Origin of the sequence: Pseudoalteromonas haloplanktis ATCC 14393, from assembly GCF_000238355.1 — a bacterium.
Lineage (GTDB): Bacteria > Pseudomonadota > Gammaproteobacteria > Enterobacterales > Alteromonadaceae > Pseudoalteromonas > Pseudoalteromonas haloplanktis.
Genome location: NZ_AHCA01000002.1, coordinates 536,583 through 558,651, shown reverse-complemented (window position 1 = coordinate 558,651; position 22,069 = coordinate 536,583). Strand labels below are relative to the sequence as shown.

20 protein-coding genes are annotated in these 22,069 nt (G+C 41.8%); 16 read left to right on the top strand and 4 right to left on the bottom strand.

What is annotated here, in order from left to right; genetic code table 11:
- Positions 1–8: 8 nt before the first annotated feature.
- Both PHAL_RS0106640 and PHAL_RS0106635 read left to right on the top strand, forming a co-directional pair.
- Positions 9–341 (top strand): Na+/H+ antiporter subunit G, encoded by a 333-nt coding sequence (locus PHAL_RS0106640; protein WP_016707650.1) that lies wholly within the window; start codon positions 9–11, stop codon positions 339–341.
- A 113-nt stretch (positions 342–454) separates the two neighbouring features.
- On the top strand, positions 455–1,039 hold the full coding sequence (locus PHAL_RS0106635; RefSeq protein WP_016707649.1) for a hypothetical protein: 585 nt from the start codon (positions 455–457) through the stop codon (positions 1,037–1,039).
- A 66-nt stretch (positions 1,040–1,105) separates the two neighbouring features.
- Here PHAL_RS0106635 and PHAL_RS0106630 read toward each other — a convergent pair whose 3' ends face one another.
- Positions 1,106–3,136: a BCCT family transporter gene (locus PHAL_RS0106630; RefSeq protein ID WP_016707648.1), complete on the bottom strand. Its 2,031-nt coding sequence runs from the start codon at positions 3,134–3,136 to the stop codon at positions 1,106–1,108.
- A gap of 206 nt (positions 3,137–3,342) precedes the next feature.
- On the opposite strand from PHAL_RS0106630, the gene PHAL_RS0106625 reads away from it, so the two are divergent.
- Positions 3,343–4,362, top strand: coding sequence for a DUF2804 domain-containing protein (locus PHAL_RS0106625; RefSeq protein WP_016707647.1), 1,020 nt, complete (start codon positions 3,343–3,345; stop codon positions 4,360–4,362).
- 204 nt (positions 4,363–4,566) lie between these two features.
- Here PHAL_RS0106625 and dapD read toward each other — a convergent pair whose 3' ends face one another.
- The 3 genes from dapD to map are packed head-to-tail and all read right to left on the bottom strand — an operon-like array spanning position 4,567 to position 8,820.
- Positions 4,567–5,394 carry a 2,3,4,5-tetrahydropyridine-2,6-dicarboxylate N-succinyltransferase gene (gene dapD, locus PHAL_RS0106620; RefSeq protein ID WP_016707646.1) on the bottom strand — a complete coding sequence of 276 codons (828 nt, stop codon included), beginning with the start codon at positions 5,392–5,394 and terminating at the stop codon, positions 4,567–4,569.
- Positions 5,395–5,403: 9 nt separating this feature from the next.
- Entirely contained in the window at positions 5,404–8,022 is a 2,619-nt protein-coding gene (glnD, locus tag PHAL_RS0106615) for a [protein-PII] uridylyltransferase (protein ID WP_016707645.1), read from the bottom strand.
- A gap of 12 nt (positions 8,023–8,034) precedes the next feature.
- On the bottom strand, positions 8,035–8,820 hold the full coding sequence (gene map / locus PHAL_RS0106610; protein ID WP_016707644.1) for a type I methionyl aminopeptidase: 786 nt from the start codon (positions 8,818–8,820) through the stop codon (positions 8,035–8,037).
- Between the two features lie 273 nt (positions 8,821–9,093).
- On the opposite strand from map, the gene rpsB reads away from it, so the two are divergent.
- The 13 genes from rpsB to lpxA all read left to right on the top strand — a co-directional run bounded on the left by rpsB (position 9,094) and on the right by lpxA (position 21,952).
- Complete coding sequence (gene rpsB / locus PHAL_RS0106605) at positions 9,094–9,822, top strand: 30S ribosomal protein S2 (RefSeq protein ID WP_016707643.1); 729 nt, start codon at positions 9,094–9,096, stop codon at positions 9,820–9,822.
- 106 nt (positions 9,823–9,928) lie between these two features.
- Positions 9,929–10,780 (top strand): translation elongation factor Ts, encoded by an 852-nt coding sequence (gene tsf, locus PHAL_RS0106600; protein WP_016707642.1) that lies wholly within the window; start codon positions 9,929–9,931, stop codon positions 10,778–10,780.
- A 158-nt stretch (positions 10,781–10,938) separates the two neighbouring features.
- Positions 10,939–11,688, top strand: a complete 750-nt coding sequence (pyrH, locus tag PHAL_RS0106595) for a UMP kinase (protein WP_016707641.1) — start codon at positions 10,939–10,941, stop codon at positions 11,686–11,688.
- Between the two features lie 50 nt (positions 11,689–11,738).
- The gene (gene frr / locus PHAL_RS0106590; protein WP_374954830.1) at positions 11,739–12,260 is read left to right on the top strand and encodes a ribosome recycling factor; all 522 of its coding nucleotides are present in this window, start codon (positions 11,739–11,741) and stop codon (positions 12,258–12,260) included.
- A gap of 81 nt (positions 12,261–12,341) precedes the next feature.
- A complete protein-coding gene (locus tag PHAL_RS0106585; RefSeq protein ID WP_016707639.1) occupies positions 12,342–13,121 on the top strand; it encodes an isoprenyl transferase in 780 nt (259 codons plus the stop codon).
- A 16-nt stretch (positions 13,122–13,137) separates the two neighbouring features.
- Positions 13,138–14,004: a phosphatidate cytidylyltransferase gene (locus tag PHAL_RS0106580; protein ID WP_016707638.1), complete on the top strand. Its 867-nt coding sequence runs from the start codon at positions 13,138–13,140 to the stop codon at positions 14,002–14,004.
- Positions 14,001–15,206 (top strand): 1-deoxy-D-xylulose-5-phosphate reductoisomerase, encoded by a 1,206-nt coding sequence (ispC, locus tag PHAL_RS0106575; protein ID WP_016707637.1) that lies wholly within the window; start codon positions 14,001–14,003, stop codon positions 15,204–15,206. Before PHAL_RS0106580 ends, ispC begins: the two co-directional genes overlap by 4 nt.
- A 1-nt stretch (position 15,207) precedes the next feature.
- The gene (gene rseP, locus PHAL_RS0106570) at positions 15,208–16,560 is read left to right on the top strand and encodes a sigma E protease regulator RseP (protein WP_016707636.1); all 1,353 of its coding nucleotides are present in this window, start codon (positions 15,208–15,210) and stop codon (positions 16,558–16,560) included.
- A gap of 104 nt (positions 16,561–16,664) precedes the next feature.
- Positions 16,665–19,136, top strand: a complete 2,472-nt coding sequence (gene bamA / locus PHAL_RS0106565; protein ID WP_016707635.1) for an outer membrane protein assembly factor BamA — start codon at positions 16,665–16,667, stop codon at positions 19,134–19,136.
- Between the two features lie 11 nt (positions 19,137–19,147).
- On the top strand, positions 19,148–19,666 hold the full coding sequence (locus tag PHAL_RS0106560; protein WP_016707634.1) for an OmpH family outer membrane protein: 519 nt from the start codon (positions 19,148–19,150) through the stop codon (positions 19,664–19,666).
- A 9-nt stretch (positions 19,667–19,675) separates the two neighbouring features.
- Positions 19,676–20,713, top strand: coding sequence for a UDP-3-O-(3-hydroxymyristoyl)glucosamine N-acyltransferase (lpxD, locus tag PHAL_RS0106555; RefSeq protein ID WP_016707633.1), 1,038 nt, complete (start codon positions 19,676–19,678; stop codon positions 20,711–20,713).
- Positions 20,714–20,726: 13 nt separating this feature from the next.
- Entirely contained in the window at positions 20,727–21,179 is a 453-nt protein-coding gene (gene fabZ, locus PHAL_RS0106550; protein WP_016707632.1) for a 3-hydroxyacyl-ACP dehydratase FabZ, read from the top strand.
- A gap of 2 nt (positions 21,180–21,181) precedes the next feature.
- On the top strand, positions 21,182–21,952 hold the full coding sequence (lpxA, locus tag PHAL_RS0106545; protein ID WP_016707631.1) for an acyl-ACP--UDP-N-acetylglucosamine O-acyltransferase: 771 nt from the start codon (positions 21,182–21,184) through the stop codon (positions 21,950–21,952).
- The last annotated feature ends 117 nt before the right edge of the window (positions 21,953–22,069 follow it).

Sequence of the window (22,069 nt, the reverse complement as noted above, 5' to 3'; positions counted from 1 at the left end):
GAGTACATATGTACAGTGAATGGCTAGTGTCTATTTTATTGCTTATTGGTGGTGCCTTTATCTTAATTGGTTCGATTGGGTTAATTAAGATGCCTGATTTTTTTATGCGTTTGCATGGACCAACCAAAGCCACCACCTTAGGAATGGCTGGCGTGCTGATTGCCGCTATGGTGTTTTTTAGTAATGCACAAGATGGTATTAGTGTGAAAGAGCTATTGATCACCATCTTCTTGCTAATTACTGCCCCGATCAGCGGCTATATGCTGATAAAGTCAGCTATCCATCATAAACTAAAAGCCAAAGACGGCACTAAAGGCTTAGATAACGTTGAAGATGACTGATCAGCATTAAGTATATTTAAGTTGATATGCCCGTTAAGTTTACGCTAGCGGGCTTTTTATTGACCGTTATTATTTGTACACTCAAGCACATCATGAATTGCCATCACTAATAAATGCTAAAACGTAAAAAACTCATTATCGCGTACCTATTGATTATGTTGCCGCTGCTAGACAGCTTATTTATACCCCCCGCTTTTGGTCTGCAATGGCACAATGCAAAAACCATGTACTTGTTCAGCGCCTATTTGATACCCGTTAAATTATTGCTGGTGACTATTGGCGGTTTTTTATTAGTAAAGCAAGATCTGCAACATCAACAACAAGCTAGATCGTGGTATCACAAACTGCTTGATAGCCTCATTTTTATAGTGGCAGGTGTGCAGTTTATCGTGTTGGCGATTATAAGTGCTTTATATCTGGTGCTTGGCACCCAAGCGAACAACTATCAACAACAGGACAATATCAGTGTATATACCTCTGATATTGGCGCATTCGGTAAGGCTACCCATTATTTCTCATATCAGTGCACAGATGAATATGGCTTTTATACTTTAAACCCTATAGTGACTCTCGATTGGTTAGGGCATTTTAGTTTTAGCGTAAAAGATAATACGTTAGTGATTAAGCATAATGATTATGCTGGTAAAGGCGATCAAATTAAGCGGGTGGACTTAACAGGGTATAGTTGTGAGAATTAAATTCCTACGTTATGTAGTTATTGAATGCAGCTGCCTCACGGCCAGCTGCAAACGTGGTTAGTTAAGTTAGTCTTTATCAGTATCTAACATGTCATCGTGTTTTGCCATGTCCCATGGAAGTTCACCTGGGCTGTTATCTAAAAAGTGCAGGTAGTTTTCAAACTGATCAAGTATATCTTTAACAATATCATCTTCATTAAAGCCATAAATGTCGTAGGATAAACCCCCACGACGTAAAAATACCTCAGCGCGATAGTAAAGTTGAGGATCATCATTAGTGGGTTTTAGCTCTGCGTAGGCGAAACTAGGAGTCGCATGCTCTGTGAGTCTAATATCGTACACAAAGTCAACATGGTCATGCCTTAATACAGTTAGAAATGCGCGGCCCATGACATCGTCAAACTCAACTACAGCTTGCCATTGACGAGTTTTTAATTCCGCTTGTACTGATTTCATTGCGTTGATGACAACCTGGCCTATAAATTCATGCACAGCAATTTTCTCAGGGTATGTAACCATTGCAGCTAAGCGTCGTTTCCAGTGCGAAAGCTCGGTGTTTTTATTTGTCAAAGTATGTGCTTGTAAGCTGTTATCTCTGTGTCCTTCAATTCGTAATGCACGCCAAAGGCCTACGGTTGCTAGTAACATAATTACCGCAAAGGGCAGCGCACTGGCGATTGTCATGGTTTGCAATGCACTTAACCCCCCTGCAATTAATAGCACTGCCGCAACAGTTCCCTCTAGTACAGCCCAAAAAACACGTTGCCAAGCTGGTGTATCGACACTACCACCAGAAGCTAATGAATCTATAACAAGCGAACCTGAATCAGAAGACGTGACAAAGAACGTAATGATTAAAATGACGGTTAACAGCGAGATAAAGAATGACCAAGGCAGCGCTTCATAGAGTTGAAAGAGCGCGACGGCATGATTTTCCTGCACATCAGCAATGAGGGTATCAAAGCCTTCATTCATGATGAGATTTAAAGCAGTATCACCAAAAACAGAGAACCATAAGAAAGTAAAGATCGTCGGCACTAGCATAACCCCAACCACAAACTGTCTAATGGTGCGACCGCGACTAATTTTTGCGATAAACATGCCGACAAATGGTGCCCAAGCAATAGTCCAGCCGAAGATAAATAAGGTCCAATTTCCTATCCAATCACTGCGGCTATAGGCTTGTAAGTTAAAAGTACGTTCTACGATACCATTTAGGTAACTGCCAGTATTTTGTAAAAATGACTCTAAAATATGGATACTTGAACCGACAAAAAAGACAAACGTTATTAAAGTGATCGCTAACACCATATTTAAAATAGACAGACGTTTTACCCCCTTATCCATCCCAGCCACAACAGATAGTGTTGCTGCGGCTGTGATCAAAGCAATCGCAATAATTTGTACTGTGGTACTTATCGGGATGCTGGGCCAAAGATAATGTAAGCCTGCATTAATTTGTGTGACTGATAGGCCAAGTGTGGTTGCTATACCAAATAGGGTTCCTAAAATCGCAAATACATCCACCGTATGACCTATAGGGCCGTGAATTTTATCTCCAATTAATGGGTATAAAGCAGAGCGGATAGATAAAGGTAGACCATGGCGAAAAGCAAAATAAGCCAATACTAAACCTACAATGCCGTAGATTGCCCAGATATGAAAACCCCAATGAAAAAATGCTATTTGCATGGCTTGCTTAGCCGCATCGACGGTTTCTGCTGCGCCACTGGGAGGGGAAGCATAGTGTAACACCGGCTCAGCTACCCCAAAGTAGAGTAATGCGACACCGTAACCGGCTGAGAAAAGCATGGCAAACCATTCAGGAAAGCTATATTGGGGCTGTGCGTGATCTGGGCCAAGTTTTATATTGCCCCAACTTGATGCGGCAACAGAGACTATAAATACCAAAAAAATAGCGACAGATAGCATATAAAACCAACCAAAGGTTTCAGTTATCCAAGATAAAGTAACACTAAATGCTTCACCGGCAAGTTCAGGGTTACTAATAGTACCGAGCACTAAACACAAAATGATTAACACTGCAGGTAAGAATACAGGCAGCAAAAGAGTTGAGCGAAAGGTCTTTTTCATCATATATTGATCCTTAATATTGAGAGCTAACTTTAAAGCATGCTTACTTACCTTATTACATCTAACGAGTGCTGGCTAATTTAGCCGCTTGTTTTCTTTACCCAAATTAGATAAAACTACATAGCTTAGTTGCTCCACTGGGTATAAAAAACTGCGCACAATATAATTGTAGATACCTAAATGCTAAAAATTAACCGGATTTAAAAACAATGGAAAAGTTGATAGATCAACATGGAGAAGCACAGTTTGGGATTTTTCCACAAAGCGTTAGCGATATTAACTATTTGGATTTTGATCTTCGCAACAGTATGGGAAAACCTAAAGGGTCTTTAGCGAAAAAACTTCATTTTAATCAATTTCAATTTATTAGTTTTACCTGTGACACACTTATTATTGGCTTGGCTATCGTTGACTTGAAAATTGCTAGTAACTGTTTTGTGTATCTATTTGAGCCTGATACTGGGAAGTTTGAGGAGTTTAGTTTTACCAATTTACTTGCCTTCAACACCGCTATTGATACCAAACCAAACACTGGCAGTGCGCATTTTTATAAGGGCGCAAATAGTGTCGTTATCAGCTGTGAACACAGTCATCAGCGTAAAGTAACGGTTAATTTAAAAGCCGGTTTGAAAATCCACGCCGTCATTAATGAATCAGTAAATTACAATCCTCTTGCAGTGTGCGTACGAGCAGGATTTACCGGTTTTCATTTTACCCAAAAAGCCGCTGCACTGCCTTGTTCGGGGATTGTAAAATGGCAGGGGAAGAAAATAGAGCTTGAGCAAATAAAAGCACAGGTAAGCGTAGATTGGAGCGCAGGCTTTATGCGCCGAGAAACTTATTGGAATTGGGCAAGTTTAGCATGTATTTTAGATGATGGCCGTCGTCTAGGTTTAAACCTTGCTGCCGGAGTGGTAGAAACAGGTTTTACTGAAAATGCGCTGTGGCTCGATGGCACTTTAACTAAAATAGATATGGTTGATTTTAAGTTTCAGCGTTATGTCGATAAGAATGATTGTACACAATGGCAACTTCGTTCAAACGACGGCATTATAAATCTCACCTTTGAACCTGCAGGTAAACGCCAAGATAAAACTAACTTATTCATCGTCGCCAGCAATTTCACGCAACACTTCGGCCGCTTTTATGGCCAAATAGCGCTCGAAAATGAAGTTATCACACTCAACGGAGAGTGGGGACTTACCGAAGATCATTATGCGAAATGGTAGAGAGGAGTATTTTTAGCCGTCAGCCGTCAGCCGTCAGCCGTCAGCCGTCAGTTAAGTGATCTGTGATCTGACTGGGAAAAGTAAACATTTGGTTTTAACTCATTAATTAGTATTGAGTGAAAATAAAATAGCTGGGAGTGATGTCCTCAAACCCAGCTATTAACTCAAATCAGCTGATCGCTGACGGCTGAAAGCTTACAGCTCTTATTCGTCTATTGAGCGTAGTAGGGCGTTAATCCCCACTTTTTCGCGGGTTTGTTGATCAACTTTTTTCACGATAATAGCAGCGTATAGGCTGTGAGTACCGTCTTTTGATGGAAGTGCACCAGGTACAACTACGGCACCTGCTGGTACACGGCCGTAGTGGATTTCGCCGGTTTCGCGGTCGTAGATACGCGTGCTTTGGCTGATGTAAACGCCCATTGAGATCACAGCGCCTTCTTCAACTACCACGCCTTCGACGATTTCAGAACGTGCACCAATAAAGCAATTGTCTTCAATGATAGTAGGGTTAGCTTGTAATGGCTCTAAAACGCCCCCTATGCCCACACCGCCAGATAAGTGAACATTCTTACCGATTTGTGCGCATGAGCCAACAGTGGCCCAGGTATCAACCATGGTGCCGTCATCAACGTAGGCGCCAATGTTTACATACGATGGCATCAATACAACGTTTTTACCTACGAAGCTACCTTTACGGGCTACTGCATTTGGTACTACACGCATACCGTCTTGTTGGAATTGTTCCGGCGTGTAATCGCTAAATTTAAGCGGTACTTTATCGTAAAACTGGTTTACGCCATCGTTCATTGGTTGATTATCACGAATGCGAAACGACAATAACACGGCTTTCTTAAGCCACTGGTGGACTACCCATTCACCACTGATTTTTTCAGCAACACGCGCAGCACCGCTATCAAGTAGTTCAAGTACATCGATAATGGCTTGTTTTACGTCGCTTGATACTGTGCTTGGGCTAATGCTATCGCGATTATCCCAGGCGTTTTCAATCGTTGTTTTTAAATCTGACATAAGGTCCTCTTATTCGGTTTCTGCGTTGAGTTTTCTACGCAATGCTTGGTGAATTTTGGCTTGTTCTTCGTCTGTAAGTGCTTGGTATTCGTTATTTGATACCACGAAGAAATCTTCTGCACGCTCACCCACTGTGGTGATCCGTGCTGCGTGTATATGTAATAAATGCGCTTGGAATACTTCGGCTATCTTAGTTAATAGACCTGGAATATCCACCGCTTGAATTTCGATTAAACTGCGATCTTTACGCGGGTGTGGGCGTAAAATGATCTTAGGCTTAATATTAAAGTCTTTAAAACGCTGAGAGCGATTCTTTTTAAAGCGAATCTTCTTTTTCGGATCAGCAAGAGCTTGATCAAGACCCCGTTTGATTGATTGTGCTTGAGCACTGGCAATTGGATCGCCACTGACTTCAAGTACCACAAAACTAAACAATACATAGCCGTCACGTGTGGTGAGCACTTGGGCGTGTTGAATTTGCGCTTTTTTAGAGCCAATAACACTCACTAAGCGAGCAAATAAACCACCAGAGTAAGGACTATAAACAAAAATTTGTGTGCCGCCGTGCATGGCTGTATCAGATACTGCAACACTTGCTTGACTTAAATCGTCACAGTTGAGTAAGTGTTCAGTGTGCCATGATAATTGTTGCTCGCTAAAGGCAGTAAAGTAATTAGCTTTAAAGCGGCTCCAAATTAAATCAATCTGATTTTCATCATAACCATTATTGATAAGGCGTTGCTTGGCTTGGTGCTTTTTGTCTCTAATTTGGTCGCGCTGATCCATTGGGTTTTCAAGCCCTAACCGCAAAGCGCGCTGGGTGTGTAGATACAGCTCACGCAGTAGGGTGTTTTTCCAATCATTCCACAAGTTGTCGTTGGTGGCACGTATGTCGGCAACCGTCAAACAGTATAGGTAATCAAGCTGACGCTCTGTTTTGACTCGTGTGGCAAAGTCTTTAATCACATCAGGGTCGTTAATATCTTTACGCTGTGCAGTCACAGACATAAGTAAATGATTACTAACCAACCAAGCAATTAGTTTTCCATCAGAAGCCGAAAAGCGATGCAACTTAGCAAAGGCAATCGCATCCACTGACCCTAATTCTGAGTGATCGCCACCGCGACCTTTGGCAATATCGTGGAAAATACCAGCCAAATAAAGTAATTCGGGCTTATCCATACGGGTGACAATTTCACAACAAATAGGAAATTCTGCGATGTTGTCTTTACCAAAATACTGATAAATATTATTGATCAGTTTATGGGTGTGCTCATCCACGGTATAGGCATGAAAAAGGTCAAACTGCATTTGTCCAAAAATATTACGCCACTGCGGTAAATACGCTGCTAACATGCCATGCTTGTGCATAAGTGTAAATGCACGGCCCATGCCGTTAGGGTGTTTTACTAGTCGTAAAAACGCTTCTCGACAGGCTGCATAATCTTGTAAATCACCAAGAAGGCGACGACGCACTTGGCGAATGGTTCGAATAGTACTTGGGTAAATATGGGTGATTTCAGGGTTGTCTGCAATGTGTTCAAACAGCACAAATAATTGATCACGGCGAAAAAATACCGACGGATTTTTTACTCGGATCTGATGGCCAACACGCTCAAAATTGCGGTCAAGTTCAATAACCGCTTGTTCGTTACTTTCAGGCAAAATACTTTGCTCAAAATACGACAGCAGCATTTGGTTCAGCTCACGGACACGGCTCATAATTCTGAACAAACGCTTCATCATACGTTCGACAGACGCTTTACCATCACTGCCAAAGCCAAGGATATCGGCAGCTAATGGCTGGTGATCAAATAGCAAACGGTTTTCAGAACGCCCTGCGGCTAAATGGAGTGCAAAGCGAATATTCCAAAGGTTTTCTAAACACTCTGAAAGCTCTTGGTACTCTTCATGAGTTAAATAGCCGTGACTAATTAGCTCTTGCAGTGTTTCGGCTCTAAAGTGCTTTTTAGCAACCCAAATAATGGTTTGTAAATCGCGCAAACCACCTGGGTTTTCTTTAATATTGGGTTCGAGATTGTATGCTGTGCCGTGGCATTTTTTATGGCGTAATTGTTGCTCGTTAACTTTTGCCAAAAAGAATTCATCTGACTGCCAAATTGGAGTGGCGAGAATATGAGCTTTGAGTTTTTCATATTCGATGTGATTACCAAATAGTAAGCGGCTTTCAAGTAAACTAGTGGCAAAAGTGACATCGTCACGTTTTTGTTCGATAGCTTGCTCTATGGTGCGAACACTGTGACCAATCTCCAGATTAAGATCCCAGAGCATAGTGACAAACTGGCCGATTTTTTCACACACCTCATCGCTCGGTTGTTCTGTTACTAATAATAAAAAGTCAATATCAGAATAAGGGTGCAGTTCTCCACGGCCATAACCGCCAACAGCGATCAAGGCTAAATCTGGTTCATGAGCTAAGTCAAAAACATGAAATAGTTTGATCAGCAGGCGGTCAATAAACTCAGCCCGGGCATTAATCAAATTACCGACGGGTTGCTTTGAAAATTCATTTTGTAACCATTTATAAAAATAATTAGAACAGTCGCGGTAATCAGTGAGTTGCTCAGCATCGCTAAGCAACTTTTTTACTTTATTGGGTAATGCCACGTGGGCTGGCTCCTAATGTTCGATGATCCTGTCTATTGTATCATCTGATCGGAGCGTTAAAATTTCAACACCATTTTCAGTAACAAGTAGTGTGTGTTCCCACTGCGCTGACAAAGAGCGGTCTTTTGTAACGACAGTCCAGTCATCTTTGAGCAGTTTACATTGGCGTTTACCGGCATTAACCATCGGCTCAATTGTTAAACACATACCTGCTTTGAGTGTTTCACCAGTACCAGCACGACCATAATGCATTACTTGCGGCTCTTCATGGAACTCTGCGCCAATGCCGTGACCACAATATTCACGAACAATTGAGTAATTAAAGCTTTCTGCATACTTTTGAATGGCTTCACCAATATCACCCAAACGTACACCTGGTTTTACCATTTTTATTGCTAAATAAAGGCTCTCCTGGGTCACTTCAGCAAGGCGTTTACCTTGAATGTTTGGGGTGCCAACATGAAACATTTTTGAGGTGTCGCCATGATAGCCATCTTTGATCACAGTGATATCAATATTGACGCTGTCGCCATTTTTTAAGGGTTTGTCGTTTGGAATACCGTGACAAATAACATGGTTTACAGACGTACAAATTGATTTTGGAAAGCCATGATAATTTAAAGGGGCAGGGATTGCTTTTTGTACATCAACAATATAATTATGACAAATTGTATTTAACTCATCAGTGGTTACACCCGGCACGACATGTGGCTCTATCATTTCGAGTACTTCTGCCGCTAAGCGCCCGGCAATACGCATTTTCTCTATTTCTTCAGGGGTCTTGATCACAGCGCTCATGGAGGCTCCATTATCGAGTTTTATTGCATTTATCGCCGCACAATTTTTGCGCGCGACGTTGAATATTTGTTTTTAATATGGTATAAAGCGCGCCGTCTTTTTACAAATAAATTCTTAAATGATTTTTTGTACTTAAGGCAAACACAATTTTATTTTAACACACACACGTATCGTCACATACACTTGGGTGCATTTGAAGTTTCATTTAACTTCAGTGTTGGTGCTATGGGATATGTGGAGGCCTAACCCTAAACTAAACAGAGGAAATACAAAATGGCAAACGTTTCAATGCGCGATATGCTTCAAGCTGGTGTTCACTTCGGTCACCAAGCACGTTACTGGAACCCTAAGATGAAGCCTTTCATCTTCGGTGCACGTAACCGTGTTCATATCATCAACCTTGAGCAAACAGTACCAATGTTCAACAACGCACTTAAGTTTTTAACTGGTGCTGCGTCAAACAAAGGTAAAGTTCTTTTCGTTGGTACTAAGCGTGCAGCAAGCGAAGCAGTTAAAGATGCAGCGATCGCAAGTGATCAGTATTACGTAAATCACCGTTGGTTAGGTGGTATGTTGACTAACTGGAAAACAGTTCGTCAATCAATCAAGCGTCTTAAAGACCTTGAAATCCAAAGCCAAGACGGTACTTTCGAGAAGTTAACTAAGAAAGAAACGTTAATGCTTAACCGCGAAATGGAAAAGCTTGAGAAGAGCCTTGGCGGTATCAAAAACATGGGTGGTCTTCCTGACGCACTTTTCGTTATCGATGCAGACCACGAGCACATCGCTATCCGTGAAGCTAACAACCTAGGTATCCCAGTTGTAGCGATCGTTGATACTAACTCTAACCCAGACGGTGTTGATTTCATCGTACCTGGTAACGATGATGCGATCCGTGCTATCCAGCTTTACACTGGCGCAGTTGCAGCAGCAATCACTGAAGGTCGTGAGAGCAATCTTGTTGCTCAAGCTGAGAAAGACGACTTCGTAGAAGCTGAGTAATTAGCTGTCATCAAGTCTTCACCTAAATTTAGGTGAAGACTTGCTATTCTTGTAGAGCGGGTAACCCGCTTATCTAAAACCTGTATTCAGATTTGAGGATTTACTAATGGCTGTAACTACTGCCCTAGTTAAAGAATTACGCGAGCGCACAGGCGCTGGCATGATGGATTGTAAAAAAGCGTTAACTGAGACTGATGGTGACATCGAGTTAGCGATTGAAAATATGCGTAAGAGCGGTGCTGCAAAGGCTGCTAAAAAAGCAGGTAACATCGCTGCTGAAGGTACTATCATCATCAAGCAAAACGCGGGTGTTGCAGTACTAGTAGAAGTTAACTGTCAAACTGACTTCGTAGCAAAAGATGCAAGCTTCTTAGCATTTGCTAACAAAGTTGCTGACGCTGCTATTGCTGAAACGATTGCTATCGAAGACTTACAAGCTAAGTTTGAAGACGATCGTGTTGAGCTAGTAACTAAAATTGGTGAAAACATCAATGTACGTCGTCTACAGTACATCGCTGGCGAAACGCTAGTTGAGTACCGTCACGGTGAGCGTATTGGTGTTGTTGTTGCGGGTGTTGCTGATGAAGAAACACTTAAGCACATCGCAATGCACGTTGCTGCTTCAAACCCAGAATACCTAACGCCTGCTGATGTACCTGCTGATGTTGTTGAAAAAGAAAAGCAAGTACAAATCGATATCGCGATGAACGAAGGCAAGCCAGCTGAAATCGCTGAGAAAATGGTTGTTGGTCGCATGAAGAAATTCACTGGTGAGGTTTCTCTTACTGGTCAAGCTTTCATCATGGAACCTAAAAAATCTGTTGGCGAAATTCTTAAAGAGAAAAACGCAACAGTTACTGGCTTCGTACGTGTAGAAGTTGGTGAAGGTATCGAAAAGAAAACAGAAGATTTTGCTGCTGAAGTAGCTGCGCAGATTGCTGCCGCTAAAGGTCAATAAAATCGATTTCCTTTGACTAAAAAGTAAGTTAGATGAAATTTATCTGTTATTTGCTTTTGCGTCATCGCTGAAAATTCTTTAAAATAACCGCGCTCATTATGTGAAAATCATAAGCGCGGTTATTTTTTATCCTTTTTTTATAAAGTTGGCCCAAATATATGACTATCAATCGTAAACCTATTTTTAGACGCGTTCTTCTCAAATTAAGCGGTGAAGCACTAATGGGAGACGAAGGCTTCGGCATCGACCCAAAAGTATTAGACCGCATGGCGCAAGAAATTAAAGAGCTTGTAGAACTCGACGTAGAAGTGGGTTTAGTTATCGGTGGCGGTAACTTCTTACGTGGCGGCTCACTTGCCGAAGCTGGCATGAATCGTGTGGTTGGCGACCACATGGGTATGTTAGCAACAGTAATGAACGGGCTTGCTATGCGCGATGCACTACACCGTGCATTTGTAAACTGCCGCTTGATGTCAGCTATCCCACTAAATGGTGTATGTGATGCGTACAACTGGGCCGAAGCAATTAGTTTATTAAAAACGGGTCGTGTTGTTATTTTTGCAGCCGGTACGGGTAACCCATTCTTTACTACGGATTCAGCAGCGTGTTTACGTGGTATCGAAATTGAAGCGGATACCGTGATCAAAGCAACCAAAGTTGATGGTGTTTACAGTGATGATCCGGTGAAAAATCCAGAGGCGACACTTTACCGTCACTTGAGCTACAATGAAATCATTGAAAAAGAATTAAAAGTAATGGATCTTGCGGCATTCACATTGGCGCGCGATCATAATATGCCATTGAGCGTATTTAATATGAATAAATCAGGCGCATTAAAGCGTGTAATTATGGGCGAAGAAGAAGGCACGCTTATTTCTTCACAAGCCTCAGATGAAGTTATTAACTAGATTAGGATTGAACCGTGATAAACGATATTCAAAAAGATGCTGCAGAACGCATGCAGAAAAGTGTAACGGCACTTAGCAGTCAATTATCTAAAATCCGTACTGGCCGTGCTCATCCGGCAATATTAGATGGTATTATGGTGCCGTACTACGGTGCACCAACGCCATTAAATCAAGTTGCCAATGTAACAATTGAAGACTCTCGTACTTTAGCATTGAGTGTATTTGATAAGTCGCTAGCACAAGCGGTAGAAAAAGCGATTATGGCGTCTGATCTTGGTTTAAACCCAATGTCAGCAGGTTCAGTGATCCGCGTTCCACTTCCTCCGCTAACTGAAGAGCGCCGTAAAAACTTAATTAAAATCGTTCGTGGCGAAGTTGAAAGTGGCCGTGTTGCAATCCGTAATATTCGCCGTGATGCCAATGGCGATGTGAAAAGCTTATTGAAAGATAAAGAAATTTCTGAAGATGAAGCGCGTCAATCTGATGATGCAATTCAAAAGCTTACAGATAAGTTCATTAAAGAAATGGATACTCAATTAGCGGCGAAAGAAGCCGAGTTGATGGAAATATAAGCAGTTAAATAACCTGAACTTGGGTTAAGAAATATATTAGTTTTGAAACGTCGTCTAGGGTATACTAGGCGGCGTTTTTTTATGGAATACTCGATATTTATGGTTCTTAACGCTGATAAAATTTCCCAGCAATGTTTACCCAAGCATGTCGCTATAATCATGGATGGCAATGGTCGTTGGGCACAAGCCAAAAATAGGCCGCGTGTATACGGTCATAAAAAAGGCGTGGATGCGGTTCGCCACTCTGTGCAGTTTTGTACTAAATTGAAGATTGAGTCATTGACTCTGTTTGCGTTTAGTAGTGAGAACTGGCATCGCCCCGAAGATGAAGTAAGCACCTTGATGGAGTTGTTTTTGTATGTGCTTAGTAAAGAAGTCAAAAAGCTTCACAAGAACAATGTAAAGTTAACCATCATTGGTGATTTATCTCGTTTTTCAGAAGCTTTGCGAAGCAAGGTCGATGCTGCACATGAGTTAACGGCAAATAATACGGGCTTACAACTTAATGTGGCTGCAAATTATGGTGGTCGATGGGATATGACCAATGCTGCAAAGCAGGTAGCCAAAAAAGTTGCAGCTGGGGCAATAAACCCTGATGATATTACAGAGCAAGTCTTAGCTGCACATATGAGTATGCAGGACCAAGCTGAACCTGATTTATTAATACGCACAGGTGGCGATTTACGTATAAGCAACTTTTTGTTATGGCAAGCCGCTTATGCTGAACTTTACTTTACCGATACGCTTTGGCCTGACTTCAATGAAGCTGCTTTTGCTGATGCTATCGCTTGTTACGTTGCCAGAGAGCGACGATTTGGTTGTACGGGCGAACAAATAAAACAATTACTCGCCGAAACCTAATTAAAAGGGTAACACTTTGCTAAAACAACGAATTTTAACCTCTTTAGTGCTAGCTCCTTTGGCATTGATACTGGTTTTTTATACTCCACTGACACTGTTTAGTTATATTGCCGGCGCGATTGTTTTATTAGGCGCATGGGAGTGGTCTGCATTTATGGGGCTATGCGATAAAGTTAAACGTTTTTCGTTTGTGCTATTTATTGGCTTATTACTGGTGCTGCTTAATTGGCACTGGCCCATTGATGAGTTGTGGACTGATGGGCAGCTGGTTGGGGATGCAAATTATATCTTCACATTGTCATTTTCATGGTGGATTGTCGCGACATATCTAGTGTGGCGCTATCCTGCAATGGCTAAAGCATGGAATGAAGGCATTATGATGCGTGCTATTGCGGGTATTCTTACCTTAGTCCCATTGTGGCTTGCGCTAAATACACTACGTAGTGCTAATTATGAGCAGTCGACTCATTTTGGTTCAATGCTCATTTTGGTGGTTTTAGGGATTGTTTGGAGTGCAGATATTGGCGCGTATTTTACTGGTAAAAACTTTGGTAAACATAAATTAATGCCTAAAGTAAGCCCCAATAAAACGATTGAAGGCCTTGCTGGTGGCGTTGTTGCAGCCGTTATTTTTGTCTTAGCATTTTGTCACTTCACTGATGTTGATATGTCTGTGTGGCCAATCTACGCCATTATGACTATGTTTATCGCCTTATTTTCTGCCATTGGTGACTTACTTGAAAGTATGTTTAAACGCGAGGCCGGCCTTAAAGACAGTGGCTCATGTTTACCGGGTCATGGGGGGATTTTAGACCGCCTTGATAGTCTAACTGCTGCCGCACCTATTTTTGTTTTATGTTATGCATGGACATTGAGTCTATGAGTTGTAAACAACAACTAGTGATATTAGGTGCAACCGGTTCAATCGGGCTAAGCACCTTAGATGTTGTAGCGCGCAATAAAGAACAATTTTCGGTATTTGCGCTTACCGCAGGTGGTAATAGCGAGCTAATGGCGCAATTATGTATTACTCACCAACCTCGTTTTGTCGTCATGGCAGACGATAGCGCTGCGGGTAAATTAAGTCAGTTGTTATCTGGCAGTGGCTGTAAAACAGTAGTACGCAGCGGCGTTGCTGCAATGAGTGAACTAGCTGCACATCCAGATGTTGATGCGGTAATGTCCGCGATTGTCGGTGCAGCAGGACTGATACCCACACTGAGTGCGATAGAGGCCGGAAAAAAAGTATTATTGGCCAATAAAGAATCGCTTGTTATGTCAGGGCAGTTGTTTATTGATAAAGTTAAGCAACACAAAGCCACATTATTACCCATTGATAGCGAACATAATGCCATTTTTCAGTGCCTGCCAAGTGCGCTACAAGGCTCTAAAGGCAATGCTCAACTTCATGAACACGGCGTAAGTAAAATTTTACTTACTGGCTCTGGCGGGCCATTTTTAACCCATGATATTGATACCTTAAAAGATGTGACGGTGGCGCAAGCGGTTGCGCATCCTAATTGGTCAATGGGGCAAAAAATTTCGGTTGATTCAGCCACTATGATGAATAAAGGCTTGGAGTTTATAGAAGCCAAGTGGCTGTTTAACTGTGCAGCGAAAGATATTGATGTGGTGATCCACCCGCAAAGTATTATCCACTCTATGGTGCAGTACCAAGATGGCTCAGTCCTTGCGCAAATGGGCAATCCTGATATGCGTACGCCCATTGCCCATGCATTGGCTTATCCAGCTCGTATTGATGCCGGTGTTACACCACTTGATTTCTCCCAACTTGCTGATTTTACCTTTACCAAACCTGATTTTGCTCGTTATCCTAATTTGCAACTAGCAATAGCGGCTTGCGAAACTGGGCAGGGGGCGACCACCACCGTTAATGCAGCAAATGAAATTGCTGTGAATGCATTTTTACAAGGGCAAATCGGCTTTACCGATATCTACCGTGTTAATTCGCAAACACTGGAAAATACGGTTGATGTAGATGTACACACGCTTGATGAAATTCTTGAGTGTGATCGTTTAGCTCGACTTCAAGCAGCGCAAATTATTGCAAAGGTGATCCGCTAATATGTTCGATTTTTTGTGGAATTTAGGCTCTTTTATTTTAGCCTTAGGTATTTTAGTCACTGTGCATGAATATGGGCACTTTTGGGTTGCTCGCAAAGCGGGCGTCAAAGTGTTACGTTTCTCAATTGGTTTTGGTAAGCCATTGATAAAGTGGCACGATAAGCACAACACCGAATATGTCATTGCTGCAATTCCCTTAGGTGGCTACGTGAAAATGCTGGATGAACGTGTTGATGACGTGCCCGCTGAGCAGCGTCATTTATCGTTTAATGCTAAGTCGGTTCAAGCACGTATTGCTATAGTCGCTGCGGGACCAATGGCAAATTTTATTTTTGCTATTTTTGCTTTAGCAGTCATGTACATGGTGGGTGTGCAATCAGTTAAACCCGTTGTTGGTTCGATCACACAAGGTAGTCGTGCAGAGCAAGCGGGTATTATGCCGAGTCAACAAATTGTAAAAATTGGCGACGATACTATCGCGACGTGGCAAGATGCTACATTTGCATTAATGGCAAGTTTAGGTGAAAAAAGCGTCGCTGTTACTGTACGCGATGAACAGTTTCAAGAACAGCTGAAAACGATCAATATTGATGGTTGGAAGTTGGATAAGCAAGATGTACCACCATTAGCATCTTTGGGTATAGTGCCGTATCGCCCACAGGCGACATTAACCGTAGCAACCATTTCCGCAAACTCTGCTGCCGCCGCCGCTAATTTACAGGCGGGGGATGAAATTATCGCTGTAGATGGCGAAACAATGACCGATTGGAACCAGTTAGTTAAGGTTATTCAGCAATCCGCTAACAAATCATTACAATTTAGTGTAAAAAGACAAGATACTATAAAAAGTATAAACGTTACGCCACAAGGGCAACGTAATAATAATGGTCAGTTACAAGGCTTTTTAGGTGTCGCGCCTGTGGTTGAAAAGTGGCCAGAAGGTTACATTGAAACTAGACATTATGGCCCACTCGATAGTATGGTGCTGGGCGTAAGTGAAACATGGCGTTTGATTAGCCTTAGTTTTGACATGATTGGTAATTTAATTACTGGTCAAGTGTCAGTGAAAAATTTAAGTGGTCCAGTAGGTATCGCAGTCGGTGCGGGAACCAGTGTAAGCTATGGCTTAGTAGCATTTTTAAGCTTCTTAGCATTGATCAGTGTAAACTTAGGCGTATTTAATTTATTGCCGTTGCCAGTACTTGATGGCGGGCACTTAATGTATTACATAATTGAACTTTTTCGTAGAAAGCCGGTCTCTGAAAAGACACAAGAATTTGGTTTTAAAGTGGGTGCCTTGCTACTCATTTTTCTTACATGTTTCGCTTTGTTCAATGATGTATCGAGATTATAGCAATTGCGACAGTCTCGAATTAAAAACACGATTGTAAAACACCGCTAAAGTATATTTTTAAGGTGTTGAGCGGTAATACCGTTGTAAAGGATAAAGATAATAAAATGGCTATAAAAAAACATTTGGCAGTAACAAGTTTATTAGGCGCTAGCTTTGCAGCCCTAGGCCAAAACTCCTTTATTGTTGACGATTTAAAAGTTGAAGGCTTACAGCGCGTAGCGTTGGGAGCAGCATTAACACACATTCCTATTAATGTGGGTGACAGTGTTGATGACTATACAATTTCAAAAACGATTAAGTCTTTGTATAACTCAGGCCACTTTGACGATATCAAAGCACTACGTGATGGTAACAATGTTATTTTTAGAGTAACAGAACGCCCAACTATTAGTGTTATTGAGTTTGAAGGTAATAAAGACATCAAAGATGAGCAGCTAACCCAGTCGCTTGATCAACAAGATATTCGCCAAGGTGAACCGCTGGACAAAACGGTGGTTGATAATATTGAGAAAGGCTTAATAGAGTTTTTCCATAGTATTGGTAAATATAACGCTAAGATTGATGTCAGCATTACTAAGTTGCCGCGTAACCGTGTTAAGTTAAAACTTGAATTTGATGAAGGCGATGCCGCGTCAATTCGCCAAATTAACTTAGTAGGTAACGAGTTGTTCAGCAACGAAGATTTACTCGCATTGGCAGAATCGCAACAAGACTTACCTTGGTGGCAGTTTATGGGCAGCGATCGCTACCAGAAACAAACAATTGAGGGCGATCTTGAAAAAATCCGTAGCTTCTATTTAGACCGTGGCTATTTACGTTTTAATATTGATTCAACACAAGTGTCAGTGAGCCCTGAGCGTGAATCAGTTTACGTGACGGCTAATATTACTGAAGGCGTAAAGTATAAAGTTAAAGGCTTCGATTTTATCGGTGACTTACTGGGCCGTGAAGAGCTAATCAAAAGTGTTATTCCACTGCGTGCCGGTGAACTTTACAATGGTTCAGTAGTAACTTCGTCTGAAGAATTTATCAAGAGCTACCTAGCGCGTTTTGGTTATGCCAACGCAGAAGTGCGCACCATTCCTGAGATCGATGATGAAAACAAAGAAGTACAGTTAACCTTATCGGTAAATCCAGGTCAGCGCGTTTACGTTCGTCGTATTATTGTCGGTGGTAACCAAAATACCGCAGATGAAGTATTGCGTCGTGAAATGACGCAGCTTGAAGGTGCGTGGCTTTCAAACCAAAACCTAGAGCGTTCAAAATTACAAATTCAACGTCTACCCTATATGGAAAGCGTTGATTTTAATGTGGTGCCAGTGCCGGGTGTTGACGACCAAGTAGATGTTGATTTTACGGTTAAAGAGCAGTCAGCGGGTAGCTTTAATGCCGGTCTTGCATATGGTTCATACTTAGGTCTGCAATTTAATATTGGTGTGACTGAATCTAACTTCTTAGGTACAGGTAACCAAATTGGTTTCAACATCAATACGTCACGCGGTTCTGAACGAGTGAGTTTATCGTACACTGACCCTTACTTTACGCCAGATGGTGTATCGCAAGGTAGTAGTATCTTCTACAGTAACTACGATGCGAGTAAATTCAGCCTAATCGACTATAAATCGAAGAGCTATGGTATTGGTACTAACATCGGTTTCCCAATTGATGCGGTAAACCGAGTTAACTTTGGTGTGCGTTGGATCCAAGAAGAGCTGTCAGAAATTGCTGAATACGAGCAAACACGTGTAATGCGAGAGACCTTCTTAGATCCGAATAATCCAGATGCTGGTTTCGACTTTACCAAGTATGAGCTAAGTGTGGGGTGGTCTCGTGTTACGGTCAACCGTGGTTTATTCCCTACAGCAGGTTCGCGCCAAACACTGAACTTAACAGGTACAACCCCTAATTCAGATTTAACTTACTTTAAAGTTAATTATGATTCACGTTTTTACTGGCCGATCAGCGATAATCATCGTTGGGTGTTCTCAACACGTGCCGCACTTGGTTACGGTAATGGTTACGGCACAACCAATGGTTATGACCAAACCTTACCATTCCAAGAGTATTTCCGTATAACAGAAATGGAACTACGTGGTTTTGACCGTAATACGATATTACCGCGAGCTATTTCTCGTACACCACAATTAATTCCGGGCACCCCATTGCCAGATGGTACCTTGACTGGCAGTATAGGCGGCGCGCCTGAGTTTGATGTGCTTACACCACAGGGGCGTATTGGTGGTAATGCTAAGGCTGTTGCGGGTATGGAATTAATCGTACCAACACCATTCTTAGATGAAGATAACACCAGTTCGGTACGTACTAGCTTCTTTGTTGATGCTGCAAACGTATGGGACACAGAATTTAACGTTGACCGTTATCAAAATTTAGGGCCGGATGAACGTGCTAAGCTTGAGGATTATTCAGATCCAATGCGCTTTAGGGTTTCGACCGGTTTATCATTGCAGTGGATCTCACCTATGGGTCCTATGCTGATCAGTTTTGCGTATCCATTGCAACAAGAAGAAGATGACGATACGAAGACCATCAGCTTTAACATTAGTAATACATTCTAAAGGAGTTTTTTGTGAAAAAATCATTTAAATCATCGGCAATTGCCATTTTAGCGACACTTATGATGGGTACTTCTGCGAGTGCGTTTGCACATAAAGTCGGTATTGTAGACATGCAAGAAATCTACAAGCAGATCCCACAAATGGCAAAGGTTGAGCAAACTCTACAAGCTGAGTTTGCAGAGCGTCGCCAGGAGCTTGAAAAACTACAAGGCGACATTCGCTTTGAAGCAGAAAAGTTTAAACGTGAAGCGACAACTATGAGCCAAGCGCAAAAAGATGCGCTACGTGAAAAAGTAGAAGGCATGCAAAAAAATCTTGCTGAAAAAGGTCGTCCTTTAGAGCAAGAAATTAAAGTTCGTCAAAACCAAGAGCTTGCTAAAATACAAGGTATTATCATCAAAGCGATCGAAGATATTGCCAAAGATGGTAAATACGATGAAGTTAAAGTAAAAGATACCACTATCTACTTTAATCCGAAAACAGTTGTTGATTTATCAAGCAAAGTTGTTGATAAAGTAAGTAAGCAATAGAACTGAGCTATGCATAATTATACGCTTTCGCAGATTGCGGAACTTCTAAGCGCCGAGCTTGACGGTGATGGCGCTTTAGAAATCTCAAAAATAGCTACACTTGCAAATGCCCGCTCTGGGCATATTGCATTTTTAGCGAATAAGAAATATCGCTCACAATTAGCAGAAACACAGGCCAGTGCTGTGATCCTATCTGCTGCTGATGCACAGTATTACCAAGGGAATAAACTGATAGTTGCTAACCCGTATGTTTGTTATGCAAAACTAGCTCAGTTACTCGATACTACACCACGCTCGGCATCAGTAGGGGTTCACCCCAGTGCAGTTATTCACCCGCAAGCAACAGTGGCAGATACAGCGGCAATTGCGGCCAATGCCGTCATTTCAGCTGGTGCAGTGATTGGTGAGCATGTGCAAATTGGCGCGAATTGCTTTGTTGGTGAAAATACTAAAATTGGCAACGGCACAAAATTATGGGCAAATGTCAGTATTTATCACAACATAGAGGTTGGGTGTGATTGTTTATTCCAATCAGCGGCCATTATTGGTAGCGATGGTTTTGGTTACGCTAATGATAAAGGCCAGTGGATAAAAATTCCTCAACTGGGTCGAGTTATTATTGGTGATAAAGTAGAGATTGGAGCGGGGACTACGGTTGACCGTGGTGCGATTGACGACACGATTATTCATAGTAATGTGATTATCGATAATCAATGTCAAATAGCTCACAATGTAGAAATTGGCTCAGGTACTGCTATTGCAGGCTGTACCGTGATAGCTGGTAGTACCACTATTGGTAAAAACTGCCAAATTGCGGGGCTTGTAGGCATAAATGGTCACATAGATATCTGTGATGGTGTTATACTTACGGGTATGAGTATGGTAACTAAAGCGATTTCAGAACCCGGTGTTTACTCATCAGGGTTGCCACATTCTTCCAATAAAGAGTGGCGTCGTAACATAGCTCATTTACGTAATTTGCCAGAGATGAAAGTTCGCCTTAAAGCGCTAGAGACTCTGACTAAGTCATTAAACGTTGATAATTGATAAGGATGCTATTTTGGCAAACGAATTAAATAGCCTAGATATACAAGAAATTTTAAGCTTACTTCCGCATCGTTACCCGATGCTATTGGTTGATCGCGTACTTGATTACACACCGGGTGAATCATTGCATGCGATTAAGAATGTAACTTTTAATGAACCGATTTTTACTGGCCACTTTCCAAACCAGCCTATTTTTCCAGGTGTATTAATTTTAGAAGCGATGGCGCAGGCAACCGGTTTACTGGGCTTTAAAACCGTTGAAAACCGCAGTGAAAACGAATTATATTTGTTTGCTGCAATTGATAATGCACGTTTTAAACAACCTGTTACGCCAGGTGATACTATGCATTTACACGTCCAGTTTTTAAAAGAGCGTCGTAATATTTGGAAGTTTGCTGCAGAAGCAAAAGTCGATGGCAAAGTAGTGTGTAGTGCCGAAATTATGTGTGCGAGAAGAGAGCTTTAATTGTGATCCATGCTACAGCAATAATCGAACCAGGCGCAAAATTAGGTAATAATGTCTCAGTGGGCCCTTATAGCTACATTGGCAACGATGTTGTTATTGGTGATAACTGCATTATTGAATCTCACGTTGTGGTCAAAGGGCCATCAACAATTGGTTCTGGCAATCATATATTTCAATTTGCGTCAGTAGGCGAAGCGTGCCAAGACAAAAAATACAATAATGAACCAACCACACTTATCATTGGTGATAATAACGTCATTCGTGAGTGTGCCACAATTCACCGTGGTACGATTCAAGACCAAGGAGTGACTAAAATTGGTAGCAATAACTTGTTTATGGCTTACACGCATGTTGCACATGATGCTGTGATTGGCGATAACGTGATTTTTGCTAACAATGCCTCTGTAGCAGGTCACGTACACATTGGCGACTGGGTTATTTTGGCTGGTAACTCAGGCATTCATCAATTTTGTAAAGTGGGAGCACATGCTTTTGTTGGTATGTACTCTGGCGTTAATAAAGATGTGCCACCATTTGTTACAACGATTGGTACGCCAGCGGGCCCTGTTGCAATCAACACCGAAGGCATGAAGCGTCGTGGTTTTGAAAGCGATGAGGTTATGGCGACGCGTCGTGCTTACAAAACACTGTACCGTAAGAGTTTAGGTGTCGAAGACGCAATTGCAGCTTTAAGTGAAGATGCTGCTAAGTACCCCGCTGTACAAATGATGATTGATTTTGTTAAAAATTCTGAACGCGGCATTATTCGTTAATCCGTTTATGCTGTGAACAAAAGCCACCAGTTATTAAGTTAACTTGGTGGCTTTTTTGTATTCACTGTTTTGTATTTACGAGAATTCAGTTGCAGCTCAGTTGATACCTGCTAATTT

Bases quoted from the DNA above. Each gene is read 5' to 3' on its own strand.
- PHAL_RS0106635 (WP_016707649.1), top strand. From the start codon at position 455: ATGCTAAAACGTAAAAAACTCATTATCGCGTACCTATTGATTATGTTG.
- pyrH (WP_016707641.1), top strand. From the start codon at position 10,939: ATGACTATCAATCGTAAACCTATTTTTAGACGCGTTCTTCTCAAATTA.
- rpsB (WP_016707643.1), top strand. From the start codon at position 9,094: ATGGCAAACGTTTCAATGCGCGATATGCTTCAAGCTGGTGTTCACTTC.
- lpxD (WP_016707633.1), top strand. From the start codon at position 19,676: ATGCATAATTATACGCTTTCGCAGATTGCGGAACTTCTAAGCGCCGAG.
- PHAL_RS0106625 (WP_016707647.1), top strand. From the start codon at position 3,343: ATGGAAAAGTTGATAGATCAACATGGAGAAGCACAGTTTGGGATTTTT.
- dapD (WP_016707646.1), bottom strand. From the start codon at position 5,394: ATGTCAGATTTAAAAACAACGATTGAAAACGCCTGGGATAATCGCGAT.
- PHAL_RS0106630 (WP_016707648.1), bottom strand. From the start codon at position 3,136: ATGATGAAAAAGACCTTTCGCTCAACTCTTTTGCTGCCTGTATTCTTA.
- rseP (WP_016707636.1), top strand. From the start codon at position 15,208: ATGTTCGATTTTTTGTGGAATTTAGGCTCTTTTATTTTAGCCTTAGGT.
- tsf (WP_016707642.1), top strand. From the start codon at position 9,929: ATGGCTGTAACTACTGCCCTAGTTAAAGAATTACGCGAGCGCACAGGC.
- ispC (WP_016707637.1), top strand. From the start codon at position 14,001: ATGAGTTGTAAACAACAACTAGTGATATTAGGTGCAACCGGTTCAATC.
- frr (WP_374954830.1), top strand. From the start codon at position 11,739: ATGCAGAAAAGTGTAACGGCACTTAGCAGTCAATTATCTAAAATCCGT.
- PHAL_RS0106585 (WP_016707639.1), top strand. From the start codon at position 12,342: ATGGAATACTCGATATTTATGGTTCTTAACGCTGATAAAATTTCCCAG.
- map (WP_016707644.1), bottom strand. From the start codon at position 8,820: ATGAGCGCTGTGATCAAGACCCCTGAAGAAATAGAGAAAATGCGTATT.
- bamA (WP_016707635.1), top strand. From the start codon at position 16,665: ATGGCTATAAAAAAACATTTGGCAGTAACAAGTTTATTAGGCGCTAGC.
- PHAL_RS0106640 (WP_016707650.1), top strand. From the start codon at position 9: ATGTACAGTGAATGGCTAGTGTCTATTTTATTGCTTATTGGTGGTGCC.